Source organism: Wolbachia endosymbiont (group A) of Anoplius nigerrimus (assembly GCF_947251795.1).
Classification (GTDB): Bacteria; Pseudomonadota; Alphaproteobacteria; order Rickettsiales; family Anaplasmataceae; genus Wolbachia.
Genome location: NZ_OX366385.1, coordinates 416,824 through 430,973 on the forward strand (window position 1 = coordinate 416,824; position 14,150 = coordinate 430,973).

The following is a 14,150-nucleotide window of genomic DNA, read 5'->3' on the forward strand; positions in this document are numbered from 1 at the left end:
TACTGCACTTATACAGTTTAGTAGGGTACAAATGGCAAAACACTCGGTTTAGTCAGGGTGACCTGCTAAACAATTTAACAAGCGACTTTTCACGTCGCACAAAGGCAAAGTCGTTCTTAGGATCGAGAAACTTAGAAGTAGCCATAGCTAAAGTGCTTAGAAAAGATTAATAATTATACACTATTATTAACAACTATTCAATCATATTTTAAGCTTAACTTGATACTATAAACTGTGTCAAGCTGCCGCCTTGCCACCTCCTAGCACATTCCCATTTATGTTTTGCGCTTCTTTCGTTTCATCCATTTTAGTACTAGGTTTTAATATGCTATATGTAATACCACCAAATGAATTCTTATAGCTAGACAGCCCCATGTCATACCGCCGAGGTGCTAGGCTCTGTGGACAAAATTTTAGAGAAGCCATACAAGAGCTCCAACAAAATTGAGAAAACCCATAAAAACCTCAGCAGTTTTATCAAATCTGGAAAAAATGCGCCTAAAATTTTTAATTTTACCAAAAAAACACTCAATCAAATGACGTTCTTTGTAGATATGCTCATCGTAATACCTTTGCACTTTTCGATTCCGTTTTGGCGGAATAACTACTGTACATCCCTTGTCTTCAAGACTTGTAACAAAGGCATTGCTATCGTAGCCCTTGTCAGCTACTACAGTAGAGTTATAGATACTTTCGGTCAACACTTGTGCCTGCGTAATTTCATTTCTTTGACCAGGAGTCAGAGTAAATTTAAGTGGATTTCCAAGTGCATCGACAAGCGCATGTATTTTAGTTGTAAAGCCACCTTTGCTCCTCCCTAAAGCTTCTTGATCCTTGGAGTTTTTTGTATATCCAGATGAACATGGATGGGCTCGGATGATCGTACCGTCGATTATAGCAACTTCTAAATCAGGCTCTTGTTTAGTATATTCAAGCAATTTTTTCCAGACATCTCTTTCACACCATCTTTTAAATCGCTTATGTATACTCCTGTAATTACCATAAGTTTTTGGTAAAAGTCTCCATTGGCAACCACTTCGCACTATGTACCACACTGCCTCTATGAATATTCTTAAACGTTTTTCATCTTTGCTGTGCATTCCTTTTACGCTTTTTATGAACTCTAAAATTTGTTTCCAATTTTCCTCTTTGATGTAATATTGCATATGGTAGTTTCTCCATTTTTTACCTATTAGGCTAAACTACCATCTTTTTCTCTCTTTTCATATTTTTTGTCCACAGAGCCTAACAAGTAGCGGAATGACAGCAGCCCTACGTCATACCGCCGCGGTATCTCTTAGCCGCTAACAAGCAGCGGGATGATGGTTGTCGGTAAGCCTAAATTACTTTAGCTATAAAAGTCTAATTTTGCTTAGTAAGCACACTAACTATGAAACAATCTATATTACCATCAAAAACAGAATTTATATTGCCCACTTCATGTCCGGTTCTTAAATCCTTCACCATTTGATATGGATGCATAACGTACGACCTGATCTGATTGCCCCAGCCTATATCGCATTTTTTACCATACTCTTCAGCCATCTTTTGTTCTTTTTTTTCCAGTTCAATTTGGTATAAACGTCCTTTAAGTAATTTTAACGCCTCATCTTTATTTCTGTGTTGAGAACGACCATTTTGGCATTGAACTACAACACCAGTTGGAATATGCGTAATGCGTACCGCACTTTCAGTCTTGTTCACGTGCTGACCGCCTGCTCCGGAAGCACGGTAGGTGTCGATCTTTAGATCCTTTTCATCCACAGCAATATCAATTGAATCTTCTATCACTGGAGTTACTCCTACACTTGCAAAACTGGTATGACGTTTACCATTTGCATCAAACGGCGATATTCTAACCAGCCTGTGAATTCCACTTTCACTTTTTGTCCACCCATAAGCTTTTTCTCCAATGATTTTTATCATTGCAGACTTTATACCAACCGACTCTCCTTCTAATTTTTCTACAACTTCAACTTTAAAGTTGTGATAAATTTCTGCCCATCTTGTATACATGCGCATCAGCATTTCAGCCCAATCATTGCTCTCTGTTCCACCAGCTCCTGAGTGGATTTCTAAAAAGCAGTTATTGTTATCTGCTTCACCAGTAAATAAGGATTCTGTCTCTTTAAGTTTGATTAATTTCTCTAGCTTAGCTAATTCACTTTCAACTTCAGAGAAAAATTCTTCATCATTCTCATCAATAGCAGACTTCATTAAGCTAATGGCATCGTTGTAATCGCTTTCCAGCTTTAAAAACGACTCCACGTCATTCTTAATTTTAGAACGTTCTTTTAAAATTTCTTGTGCTTTTTGGTTATCTTGCCACAGATCATCATCTGCAGCTTGGGAGTCTAGCTCTTCAAAACGCAACTTTAATTTTTCTATGTCAAAGACACCCCCTGATAAGAGAAATACTTTTATTTAAGCCTTGAAAGTATTCAAGAATTTCTAAATAAGTTTTCATTATACTTTAGATTTTAATATATTTACTATTACTAACAATAACAGCAAACAAAATAGAAATTTAACCATATAGTAGTTAATTTGAAATAATTTTATTATACTTTAATGCTCAACGGAATCAAGCACGTATATTTAAAGGTAAAATAATGAATATTAAAATAAGTTCTCATTATGGTTTAGACAAAAAGGCTATTGATGACTTAATAGAGTCACTTGATAACGATGAGCTAGAAAATGTTTGTAATATTGTAAAAACGATAGATAGCGTTCAGTTAGCTTATTTTTTATCTACTTCGATCAGTGATCACAGGGAGAAATTAGTTAATATCCTCGATCAACATTTGTTAAGTGATGCCCTAGTGCATGTAGTGCCAGATTTACAAATAGAGATCATAGAAACATTGGGAATAGAAAATACAGCAAAGTTACTAATGCTCCTTGATGTAGAGGATGTAGTAACCATAGTGAAAGATTTGGATAGAAAGTCTGTAGAAAATATACTTTACTATTTGCCCAGCAAAACTCAGAAATCAGTAGAGGAGTTGCTATCATACCCAGAAGAAAGTGCAGGAAGGTTAATACATAAAGATATGGTTATAGCTCCATATTATTGGACAATAAATCAGCTGACAGAATTTGTGTGCAACTATAAAAAAATACCAGAAAAATTTTACCAGATATTCATTATCAACTCAAAATTAGAGCCTATAGGCAGTGTTAATTTAAATAAGGTAATATCTCACTCAGGTGAAACAGTGATGAAAGAGATAATGGATCATGACATAAAAATCATTAAAACTGGAGTAGACCAAGAGGAAGTAGCAAGAATATTTAAAGATTACTCTCTATTATCGGCTCCGGTAGTAAATAAGAATGGTAAAATTATTGGTGTGATCTTAATTGAAGATGTGATAAAAGTTGTTCAACAAGAAACAGAAGAGGATGTACTCAAAATAAGCGGTGTATCTTCTAAAGCCGATATAAATGCCCCTATACATAAAACTATAATTAAAAGGCTACCTTGGTTACTGTTTAACCTCTTAGCTGCAACAATGTGTTCCATAGTAGTTGGCTTTTTCGATGATGTAATAAAAAGTTTTATAGTACTACCAATAATCATGCCGATAATTGCATCAATGAGCGGGAATGCAGGATCCCAAACAGTAACGCTAACCATCCGGGCAATCGCAACAAAATATCTAACTGAGCAAAATGCAAAAAGAATACTGATGAAAGAATTTTTAATAGGTCTGATAAACGGAGTGATCTTATCTACTATTTCATTAGTAGTGTTAGCAATAAGGTTTCACAGCTTCAAAGTGGAGATGATTTTTGTGGTCTCCATGATTATGATGTCAATTATTGCAACATTTATCGGAACTTTCATTCCTATAATGCTTCACCGTTTAAAGTCTGACCCTGCTGTTTCTTCTTCAATCCTAACATCGGCAACAACTGATATTCTCTCAGCTCTTATATTTCTTGGTTTAGCTACGATCTTTTTATTAAATAGCTGATACTATCTATAGCTATATCGCAATTTATTCCACAACTGTACGAACATTGCAATTTGCAGGTAATTTGCGTGGCAGATGGTGTCATCCGAGTAGCCCCTATGATGTCATCCCAGTCTGGAATCCAGAAAAGTTTGCTTGTAAACTAGGCTCTGTGGACAAAATTTTAGAGAAGCCATACAAGAGCTCCAACAAAATTGAGAAAACCCATAAAAACCTCAGCAGTTTTATCAAATCTGGAAAAAATGCGCCTAAAATTTTTAATTTTACCAAAAAAACACTCAATCAAATGACGTTCTTTGTAGATATGCTCATCGTAATACCTTTGCACTTTTCGATTCCGTTTTGGCGGAATAACTACTGTACATCCCTTGTCTTCAAGACTTGTAACAAAGGCATTGCTATCGTAGCCCTTGTCAGCTACTACAGTAGAGTTATAGATACTTTCGGTCAACACTTGTGCCTGCGTAATTTCATTTCTTTGACCAGGAGTCAGAGTAAATTTAAGTGGATTTCCAAGTGCATCGACAAGCGCATGTATTTTAGTTGTAAAGCCACCTTTGCTCCTCCCTAAAGCTTCTTGATCCTTGGAGTTTTTTGTATATCCAGATGAACATGGATGGGCTCGGATGATCGTACCGTCGATTATAGCAACTTCTAAATCAGGCTCTTGTTTAGTATATTCAAGCAATTTTTTCCAGACATCTCTTTCACACCATCTTTTAAATCGCTTATGTATACTCCTGTAATTACCATAAGTTTTTGGTAAAAGTCTCCATTGGCAACCACTTCGCACTATGTACCACACTGCCTCTATGAATATTCTTAAACGTTTTTCATCTTTGCTGTGCATTCCTTTTACGCTTTTTATGAACTCTAAAATTTGTTTCCAATTTTCCTCTTTGATGTAATATTGCATATGGTAGTTTCTCCATTTTTTACCTATTAGGCTAAACTACCATCTTTTTCTCTCTTTTCATATTTTTTGTCCACAGAGCCTAGCATAAAAACGACCATAGAACAGCAAACCACACCTACAACCAAAACTACTACAGCTAAAGATGAAAATAGTAAGGAAGTGCGTGAAGTATGTAAATATGGTGTAACAAATAAAGATACTACTCACGTAATTGATAAAGCTACAGAAACTGACACAAAATTATGTAATAAAAATAGTGAGACGGGACAACCAATATTTGAAAGTAGCGAAAAAGCCCAAAATGATTCAGTAGAAACCACTGTAGAACCAACTTCCGTCGATAGAGAAACTAATGAGCAAGAGCCAAATCCCGCTGAAATAGAACTATGTTTTACCATAGATGAAAAAGACAAACCACCAACAAAAACAACGCAACAAAGGCAAGCAATCTTGGCTAGTGTTGTTGGTGCGGTATTACTAGTCTGTGGCATTGTAGCTTGTATATTGAAAATGTACGCTATAGCGGTAGTTGGCGGGATAGTTGGATTAGCTTGTGTAAGTTTTGCGCTATATAATATCATAAATCCCAACACCAAGCTCGAGAAAGTAAAAAGTGTGGAGCAGCCTGTTATCCAATCTCCTTTGAATCCAACATAAAAGGACATACTCAAAAAACGTCAAGTAAATTTCAAATAAGCTAATTTCTTTAGAAGAATCTATAAGTTATTAAACTTTCTGCAATTCTTTTATCTCACTTATAGAAAGACCAGTAAACTTGACAATAGTGTCAACATCAACATTATTAGCCAGCATTGTTTTTGCTACTTCAATTTTTCCTTCAATTTTTCCTTCAATTTTTCCTTCCTCTTTACCAATTTTTTTGCCTTGTTCAGTAGCATCATCGAGTCTTTGAGCGAGGACAGCCTGTTCATCAAGAATACGTTTTATTTCCTGTTCGTAGGCAATAAATTCTTTCTCTGACCAGTTAAATCTATTTAGCTCTTCATAGGCTTTTTTGATTATAAAATCACTCCCTATTATTTTTTCCAGCTCCTCTTCACTGGTTTCCTCTGCATACCTAAAGAAATAAGCCCACTTTTCTACTATATTCTCCAATTGATCTTCCTTATTCTTTGGAAATTTTGGCAACTCAATAAATATAAAATAGAAATCTTTTAGATCATGCTCATTAGTATCTTCATCTCGAATAGTATGCTTTGACTTGTATTCAGATTTATTAGGAAACAGTACACAATCTGCTATAGCAATGAAGATAATTTCCTTAAGGTCATGGTATTGATCACCCTTGTCAGCTTGTCTTGAATAAGCTTTAGCTGCATAGTATTGAGCACGTTTCTCGAAGCCTTTAGTTTTAGCGACCTGCATTTCGACTATTACTTGCAGTCCATTTTCATCTCTACAGAGAACATCAACAATACTTTGCTTTTTAGCAGCAATATCAGGGTCTTGAATAGTACTTAAAAACTCTATATCCTTTATTTCATTTTTACCAGTGAAGCCAAGGATATCATTGAGGAAGTGAATAAGAATATCCTTATTTTTTTCAGTACCAAAGATACGCTTGAACGATATATCATTTTTGGGATCAAGAAACTTAGAAAAAGTCATAAGAAATTAACCTAAAAAGCATTAATGATTATACACAATTCTGAAGAAATGTTCAACTTCTTTATGCTAAAGTCTATTAAAGTTAGCTGAATTTCAAGAGTTGGTGAAGAATCTACTTGAGGTAGGTGTTCCTATTAATGTAGTACACCAGGCAACTGACCTAAAAAATCTTAAAGCTAGTGGTATGCTTGAAAGATCATAAATATCAAGACAATTTCCTTAGAAAATCTCTTAAGCCATTAACCTGATAGCACCATCCATTTTATCTCATAGCACGGCTTGTTGTTTGTTCTGAGTTTGAGGCTCTGCTTATTCTTTCACACCAACTCCCTTTTTTCTGTCCATTAGATTGACTCATTGCTTCAGAACGCATCAATTTTCCAGACCTTTCAAAATATCCCTGTTCAATAGCATCGTATACTGAATCCCCACCAAATGAGCAATTCTTACCTAATTCTTCTTTACAATTTTTGAACTTTTCCAATATTTCCTTTTTATTACTCACTTCTACTATTATTTTATCTTGTTTGTCAGGATACAATCTAACGTCTAATTTCCCCTGACTGGTATGGAAAGTCAATACTATATCACTATTATCTGCAAGGTCTGTGTAATTCCTTATGCCATTTGCTGTTATAATTTCTACCTCACTTTTACCGATCTTTATTATATCTCTTCCATATTCTATTTCCCCTTGAACTAACCCTAAATCCCTTGCTCCATCTATAATTTTTGCAACATTTATTGTGCTGTCCTCTGAGTATTCTAAGTAAAAAGTAGAATTATCCATTTTTACATCTTTTACTCTACCAGCAGCCGCATTTTTAACAATTTTCGTAAATTCTAGAGCATTATTCATATAATTTTTATGAGCTCTTTTTATATTGGTTTTATGATCCTTAAATCCTGATTCCAGTCTATCCAAGTTATGTAACACTGCTCCTTTTGATACTAATTTATATATTATACCACTAGCAATTTCAGAACTCTCTTTTAATGCACTAATTTTTTTCATTACATGATCTGTAAAACTACCTTTATCTTGTTGCGCTACTTCCTCTGGATCAATAAAGTTAAGCCTTACTCCAGACCGTATAGTTTGATCTACGACTTCTTCCAGTTGTTTCATATCTTGAGCTTGATTTACTTTAGCAAAAAATTCATCTCGCTTCTTCTTCTGGTCTGGTGTTAAATCATCCCATAGGGTCCTGGATTTGGGCAAACATTTTTCCCTGTTATAGTCTTTTTGGTCAGTTGCTCCTGCTTTCAAAAGTAAGTCTTCTACTTCAGTAGCAGCTTCAGAAACAGAAGAAATATCTCTGGCATGTTGCAACATTATTGATTTTCCTTCTTCATCATAAAAATTTAAAACCACTTTTAGATCTTGGTCACCCTCATGTTTATCCAAAAACTCTTTTAGATTTTTAACGACTTCAGCAATGAGATTATCATCTTCATCCCAATTGTCATTAATAGGGAAACGTTTGCACATTATATCACGTAATTCTTTATCCAACCTCTTTTGATTGTCAGTTGGGAAGTGTCTCTTAACGTGGTATTGATGATTATCAATTGCAACTTGTAGTGGGGGTTTCCTTGTTTTATCAAGTACATCGCACTTAGCTTTCTTCCGTAGGAGCAATTCTATACCTCTGTCATGACCAAGGCCAGCAGCATAATACAAAGGTGTTTTCCCTTCAATATCCTGTGCATTAGGATCAGCCCCTGCTTCTATGAGGCGATCTATACCATCACCTCCAGACCCAATAGCAGCATAATGCAAAGGTGTCTGCCCTCTATCATTCTGTACATTAGGATCAGCTCCTGCTTCTATGAGTGAACATGCAGCAGATACATATTCTTCAGCTAACCTTCCTCCATATTCTGCAGCCATACTTACTACCGCATGCAATACTGTCAATCCAGATTCTCCTCTTTTAAGATTAAGAACAGTTTTCAGATCTTTATTGTTCTTATTGCTTTTTAAAAATGTACAAACTTTTATACTATAGCTACAACTACCTCTACCACCAGTATCTGGATATCCGCTGAGAATATTTAATAATTTTGTATTTAACTTCTTTTGATTCTCTGTTAAATCAGATTCATCACAAAACCATGCACGCATTAAATTAATAGTACCTAAACCTTTAGCAGAATCTATCAAAGTATCATTATCATTACGACGTATTTCGAAACATTCTCTGATCAAATAATGCTCATTATCCTCCTGGTGCCACTTCCTTTCTTCTAGCCAATTTTGCAATAGTAGCCATTTCGCCGGTTCGTCCAATTTTTCCCATTTCAGCCATTTTTTATGTTCTTCCCATTCTAGCCACTCTTCCCCTCCCTTCTGTTTTAGCTGTTCTTCCCATCTTTTCAGCTCTAGGTGTTCTTCCTCTTCTAACTGTTTTTCCCGTTCTAGCCGCTGTTTAGCAAATTTTTCACTCTCTACCGTTTTATCCTGCTTTTCCTGTTCTAGCGATGTTTTCCCTTCTTCCTGTTCCAACCATTTTTCATCTCCTGGATTTGTTTCATTACCTAAAGCCTGTTTAGGTTCAGTACCTTTAGTTAACATGCTTTCCCTCTAATCTATCAAAAATATTATGTGTAATACATAGCACGGATAAAAGCTAATGCAAGAATAATTTTTCTAACTTTTGTATTCTTTAGCTTGACACTCCCACAAACTTCACTGACATTGATGTGCACACCTCTGAGCCTGCTATGCTTCTGCTTGTTAATTAGCTATGCCTGCCAGATTAACGACATTGTGAACTGCTGTCTATTTTAATATCACTATTATCAGAATGTAAAGAGTTAAGCGAATGGCTACGCAATATTGGCTGTGCTTCACTCAATTTGCTACCTGGACCTAGGCTCTGTGGACAAAATTTTAGAGAAGCCATACAAGAGCTCCAACAAAATTGAGAAAACCCATAAAAACCTCAGCAGTTTTATCAAATCTGGAAAAAATGCGCCTAAAATTTTTAATTTTACCAAAAAAACACTCAATCAAATGACGTTCTTTGTAGATATGCTCATCGTAATACCTTTGCACTTTTCGATTCCGTTTTGGCGGAATAACTACTGTACATCCCTTGTCTTCAAGACTTGTAACAAAGGCATTGCTATCGTAGCCCTTGTCAGCTACTACAGTAGAGTTATAGATACTTTCGGTCAACACTTGTGCCTGCGTAATTTCATTTCTTTGACCAGGAGTCAGAGTAAATTTAAGTGGATTTCCAAGTGCATCGACAAGCGCATGTATTTTAGTTGTAAAGCCACCTTTGCTCCTCCCTAAAGCTTCTTGATCCTTGGAGTTTTTTGTATATCCAGATGAACATGGATGGGCTCGGATGATCGTACCGTCGATTATAGCAACTTCTAAATCAGGCTCTTGTTTAGTATATTCAAGCAATTTTTTCCAGACATCTCTTTCACACCATCTTTTAAATCGCTTATGTATACTCCTGTAATTACCATAAGTTTTTGGTAAAAGTCTCCATTGGCAACCACTTCGCACTATGTACCACACTGCCTCTATGAATATTCTTAAACGTTTTTCATCTTTGCTGTGCATTCCTTTTACGCTTTTTATGAACTCTAAAATTTGTTTCCAATTTTCCTCTTTGATGTAATATTGCATATGGTAGTTTCTCCATTTTTTACCTATTAGGCTAAACTACCATCTTTTTCTCTCTTTTCATATTTTTTGTCCACAGAGCCTAGGAATCTGATGTAGTTTACATATTTTTTTATTGAAAAATTCAGAGAAATGTTGTATAATTATTGTGGTATATTTTGGTAAAACATATGGCAGACTTAGGAATTAACATAGCACTTGACCCAAAAACTTCACATCACCTTACTAGATTAGCTGAAGTTACCAAGGAGCCTATTCAAGAATTAGCAAAAAGGCTAATCATAGAGGGAATTGAATGTGAGATAGAGGAGATTGCGTTATCTGATACTGTCAAGGAGAGTGATGTTCCAGGCGCAGAAACAATTAAGTATGAAGACTTCAAGAGGGGATAAAGTATTTACGAAATTGAACTCTTAAAGAGGTATGCTAAAAAGGATTTTCCATCTTTACCAGAAGAAATAAGATTGGATATTGAAGAAGCTATAGAAAAGGAACTCAAAGTTAACCCAAATAAAGCTGGTAAACCATTACGTGGCAAGTTACGAGGATATAGAAGACTGAGATTTGATAACTATCGCCTTATCTATCGTGTGAATATTCCAAAACGCAAAGTATTTCTCGTTACAGCAGGACATAGAGATAACATTTATAAACGGGCAGGATTGTTAGACTTACTACCAAAACTTTAAATATATTTTTTATTGAAAAATTTAGAAAAAGGGTGTTGCCATTCCAATAAAACACAAAGCTATAATCACAATAAAAAAATTAGTTATGTAAAAGCCACGAAGACTTTTATTTAATTAACTTTTAGGGGGAAACATGACAACAGTAAAACTTGATAATCCAATAACAGTAGAAGGAATTGAGGTTTCGGAATTAACTTTTAGACCAGTCAAAGTAAGAGATTGCTTAGCAATGGAACGCACTGGTGGTAGTGATTTTGAAAAAGAAGTTGGATTAATTGCAAACCTAGCATCTGTAACAAAAGAAACAATTTGGGAGTTATATTTTGCAGACTACATGAAAATACAGGAAGCGTTGAAAGATTTTTTTTCATCGGTTACACAAAGGACTTAAGGACAAATGTGTTAATGCTCTGTTCTGTCGTAGGTGGCGGAATTGAGCATATTCTTGAAATGGAAATAGACGAATTTATTTTATGGGCCAAAGCTGCGGGAGAGTTTAAATGTCAACATTATCAGTAAAAATAGGTGCCATACTAGATGGTAGCTTTAATAGCGCAATGGCAGGAAGTAGCGCTCAACTTTCCCGTCTTGGAGGTACAATAAGGCAACTTGATACGTCGATGAAATCTGTATCCAAGTTTAAGGAATTAAGCAGTGGTGTCTCAGTTGCTGGGCAGTCCTGGAGAAAGTTAGAAAGGCGAGTAAAGGCCTTGGCTCAAGAGATGAAAAAAACGGAGAAGCCAAGCAAAGATTTAAAGGCTAAGTTTGATAAAGCTAGTGCATCAGTAGTAAGGGCAAGGACAGATTACTTAAAGAAGAAAGGAGTTCTACGTTCATTCAGTGAAGAATTAAGGAAAAGTGGAAGAGATATTAAGTCTCTAATAAGAGATCAAGATAAACTTGGTGCTTCTGCAGAAAAGCTGAGAAGTCAGTATACCAAGTTAAACTCCGCCATCAAAAAACGGGACATGTTTTTGGGAAAAAAAGCGTACTTTAAATCGCAAATGTTGGAGACGGCTGGGCTTGCACTAACACTTGCAGCTCCGGTTAAAGTTGTAATTGATTTTGAAAATGCTATAGCTGATATTAAGGCAGTGATAAAACTTTCTGATGACAAGGAAGATAATGATAGAGAATTTATAGAACTTGGTAAAATGTTAAAAGGGCTATCCCGAACAATACCACTATCTGCTGCAGAGTTGGCACAAATAACTACAAGTGGTGCTCGACTTGGTATTAAAGAAAAAAAAGATCTTTTAGAATTTACAGAAATAGTATCAAAAATGGCAGTAAATTTTGGTATGAGTGTAGAACAAATAGGAAGTGATGTTAGTAGTTTTTATAACATTTATAAAATGAGCCTAAAAGATCTAAGAAACTTTGGAGACTTAGTAAACCACCTTGCAAGCAATACTTCTGTTGAACCAAAAGATTTAATGGCAGGAATAAATATAGCCAGTGGTGCGGCAAGACAATTTGGTTTGGAGATTGAGCAGATAGCTGGCTTAGTAAATGCTTTCGTTATGTTAGGAAAACAACCAAAGAAAGCGGCAGAAATGATAAATGGTGTGCTGGTAAAACTTCAAACGGCAGGGAAGCAAGGAGATGAATTTAGAGAAACACTAGGCTCTGTGGACAAAAAATATGAAAAGAGAGAAAAAGATGGTAGTTTAGCCTAATAGGTAAAAAATGGAGAAACTACCATATGCAATATTACATCAAAGAGGAAAATTGGAAACAAATTTTAGAGTTCATAAAAAGCGTAAAAGGAATGCACAGCAAAGATGAAAAACGTTTAAGAATATTCATAGAGGCAGTGTGGTACATAGTGCGAAGTGGTTGCCAATGGAGACTTTTACCAAAAACTTATGGTAATTACAGGAGTATACATAAGCGATTTAAAAGATGGTGTGAAAGAGATGTCTGGAAAAAATTGCTTGAATATACTAAACAAGAGCCTGATTTAGAAGTTGCTATAATCGACGGTACGATCATCCGAGCCCATCCATGTTCATCTGGATATACAAAAAACTCCAAGGATCAAGAAGCTTTAGGGAGGAGCAAAGGTGGCTTTACAACTAAAATACATGCGCTTGTCGATGCACTTGGAAATCCACTTAAATTTACTCTGACTCCTGGTCAAAGAAATGAAATTACGCAGGCACAAGTGTTGACCGAAAGTATCTATAACTCTACTGTAGTAGCTGACAAGGGCTACGATAGCAATGCCTTTGTTACAAGTCTTGAAGACAAGGGATGTACAGTAGTTATTCCGCCAAAACGGAATGGCTTTGTTGCATCGCACCTTATGCGGTAGTAATTTACGATAAATTCATGTAGCCATTTCGAATTTAGCCATACCAATGTCAGTAAATTGATTAAGCAAATAGCACTTAATGAGTAGTTCTTTTCCACGATTTACTTCGGACTTATTCCTAAAGCTGAATCCAAATATTTGCTTTAATCTTGAGAAAAACCCTTCAATGTGAGCTCTCTTTCCATAATTTACTTCTTCTTTCCACTTTTTTATGCAATCATATGACTTTATTAGTCTAACAGCAGCATTTCTATCATCCATGTAATCCAATTTTTGGTGCTCTGTTGCGTTGTTTTTCGGAAGAACTTTTGTCTTTATACCAAACTTGTTACATAATTCGTAAAGCTTATGCCTGTCATATGCTCTATCCGCATATAATACCTTTACAGCATGAACTTCTTCTAACAAATCGCAAGCTCCATAGTGATCTGAATAAACTCCGCTGCTGTATTTTGCAGCTATGGCTTTTTTGCTGTTTATATTCAACATTACGTGTAGTTTCTTTACTTGTTCATAGCTGCGATACTTTCTATTTTCGCTATTTTCCTTGCTGTGGCCAGGAGTGTTGTTATAAATGCTGATGCTTGTGCTATCTATAGCAATTTCGATATCTTCCATATTATCTTTATCAATTCTGCAATCATTTATCTTAATATTAAGTTTCTTAAACCTTCTTGAAGCCTGAGAATAGCTGATAACTTGCAAATTTTTCCCAATTTGCTCAAGGTATCCTGCTATAAATCCAACTGTTTGCCTCAAACCTATTCTGAATAGATGGGTTATTATATGTATCAAAATCACCACTTTATTGCTGTAAATATTGTTGCCACCCTGCATTTTTGGCCCAATTTCATACCAATTTTCTATGGCTTCGTTGATATAACGAAAAATATTTCCTCTTTTTTCTAGAAATTTGTTATATTCGTTTTGGTTACTGACTCTCATTTTTTGTGGCATATTTTTTCTTCAA

The 14,150-nt window shown here is 35.5% G+C and carries 16 protein-coding genes; 7 read left to right on the forward strand and 9 right to left on the reverse strand.

The features are described from left to right. Positions 1–237 precede the first annotated feature (237 nt). The 3 genes from OPR26_RS02205 to prfB all read right to left on the reverse strand — a co-directional run bounded on the left by OPR26_RS02205 (position 238) and on the right by prfB (position 2,467). A complete protein-coding gene (locus tag OPR26_RS02205) occupies positions 238–426 on the reverse strand; it encodes a hypothetical protein (RefSeq protein WP_265016107.1) in 189 nt (62 codons plus the stop codon). After that, positions 414–1,166, reverse strand: coding sequence for an IS5 family transposase (locus OPR26_RS02210; protein WP_264702259.1), 753 nt, complete (start codon positions 1,164–1,166; stop codon positions 414–416). Before OPR26_RS02210 ends, OPR26_RS02205 begins: the two co-directional genes overlap by 13 nt. Before the next feature lie 196 nt (positions 1,167–1,362). Continuing rightward, positions 1,363–2,467, reverse strand: a protein-coding gene (prfB, locus tag OPR26_RS02215; protein WP_253302346.1) for a peptide chain release factor 2 whose coding sequence is annotated in 2 segments (ribosomal slippage) — positions 1,363–2,391 and positions 2,393–2,467 — 1,104 coding nt in all. Because the reading frame shifts where the segments join, the coding sequence is not laid out codon by codon here. A gap of 145 nt (positions 2,468–2,612) precedes the next feature. Between prfB and mgtE the strand changes: the two genes are divergently transcribed. Beyond that, positions 2,613–3,983, forward strand: a complete 1,371-nt coding sequence (gene mgtE, locus OPR26_RS02220) for a magnesium transporter (protein WP_265016108.1) — start codon at positions 2,613–2,615, stop codon at positions 3,981–3,983. Between the two features lie 163 nt (positions 3,984–4,146). Here the strand turns inward: mgtE and OPR26_RS02225 are convergent, their stop codons facing one another. Then, complete coding sequence (locus OPR26_RS02225) at positions 4,147–4,899, reverse strand: IS5 family transposase (RefSeq protein WP_264702259.1); 753 nt, start codon at positions 4,897–4,899, stop codon at positions 4,147–4,149. 66 nt (positions 4,900–4,965) lie between these two features. Between OPR26_RS02225 and OPR26_RS02230 the strand changes: the two genes are divergently transcribed. Beyond that, entirely contained in the window at positions 4,966–5,556 is a 591-nt protein-coding gene (locus OPR26_RS02230; RefSeq protein ID WP_265016109.1) for a hypothetical protein, read from the forward strand. 69 nt (positions 5,557–5,625) lie between these two features. Here OPR26_RS02230 and OPR26_RS02235 read toward each other — a convergent pair whose 3' ends face one another. The 4 genes from OPR26_RS02235 to OPR26_RS02250 form a co-directional block, all read right to left on the reverse strand. Next, on the reverse strand, positions 5,626–6,528 hold the full coding sequence (locus OPR26_RS02235) for an Rpn family recombination-promoting nuclease/putative transposase (protein ID WP_265016110.1): 903 nt from the start codon (positions 6,526–6,528) through the stop codon (positions 5,626–5,628). Positions 6,529–6,790: 262 nt separating this feature from the next. After that, a complete protein-coding gene (locus tag OPR26_RS02240) occupies positions 6,791–9,106 on the reverse strand; it encodes an ankyrin repeat domain-containing protein (protein WP_265016111.1) in 2,316 nt (771 codons plus the stop codon). 184 nt (positions 9,107–9,290) lie between these two features. After that, positions 9,291–9,437, reverse strand: a complete 147-nt coding sequence (locus OPR26_RS02245) for a hypothetical protein (RefSeq protein WP_265016112.1) — start codon at positions 9,435–9,437, stop codon at positions 9,291–9,293. Further along, positions 9,425–10,177 carry an IS5 family transposase gene (locus tag OPR26_RS02250; RefSeq protein ID WP_264702259.1) on the reverse strand — a complete coding sequence of 251 codons (753 nt, stop codon included), beginning with the start codon at positions 10,175–10,177 and terminating at the stop codon, positions 9,425–9,427. Before OPR26_RS02250 ends, OPR26_RS02245 begins: the two co-directional genes overlap by 13 nt. Before the next feature lie 167 nt (positions 10,178–10,344). Between OPR26_RS02250 and OPR26_RS02255 the strand changes: the two genes are divergently transcribed. From OPR26_RS02255 to OPR26_RS02275, 5 genes are all read left to right on the forward strand, one after another. Beyond that, a complete protein-coding gene (locus OPR26_RS02255; RefSeq protein ID WP_236514454.1) occupies positions 10,345–10,566 on the forward strand; it encodes a hypothetical protein in 222 nt (73 codons plus the stop codon). A 72-nt stretch (positions 10,567–10,638) separates the two neighbouring features. Beyond that, entirely contained in the window at positions 10,639–10,863 is a 225-nt protein-coding gene (locus tag OPR26_RS02260; RefSeq protein WP_236514453.1) for a type II toxin-antitoxin system RelE family toxin, read from the forward strand. Between the two features lie 133 nt (positions 10,864–10,996). Further along, the gene (locus OPR26_RS02265; protein WP_265016113.1) at positions 10,997–11,254 is read left to right on the forward strand and encodes a phage tail assembly protein; all 258 of its coding nucleotides are present in this window, start codon (positions 10,997–10,999) and stop codon (positions 11,252–11,254) included. A 109-nt stretch (positions 11,255–11,363) separates the two neighbouring features. After that, positions 11,364–12,542 (forward strand): phage tail tape measure protein, encoded by a 1,179-nt coding sequence (locus tag OPR26_RS02270; RefSeq protein WP_265016114.1) that lies wholly within the window; start codon positions 11,364–11,366, stop codon positions 12,540–12,542. A gap of 26 nt (positions 12,543–12,568) precedes the next feature. After that, entirely contained in the window at positions 12,569–13,180 is a 612-nt protein-coding gene (locus OPR26_RS02275; protein ID WP_265016115.1) for an IS5 family transposase, read from the forward strand. Positions 13,181–13,195: 15 nt separating this feature from the next. On the opposite strand, the gene OPR26_RS02280 is transcribed toward OPR26_RS02275, so the two are convergent. Then, positions 13,196–14,137 carry an IS5 family transposase gene (locus tag OPR26_RS02280; protein ID WP_265015625.1) on the reverse strand — a complete coding sequence of 314 codons (942 nt, stop codon included), beginning with the start codon at positions 14,135–14,137 and terminating at the stop codon, positions 13,196–13,198. Between the last annotated feature and the right edge of the window lie 13 nt (positions 14,138–14,150).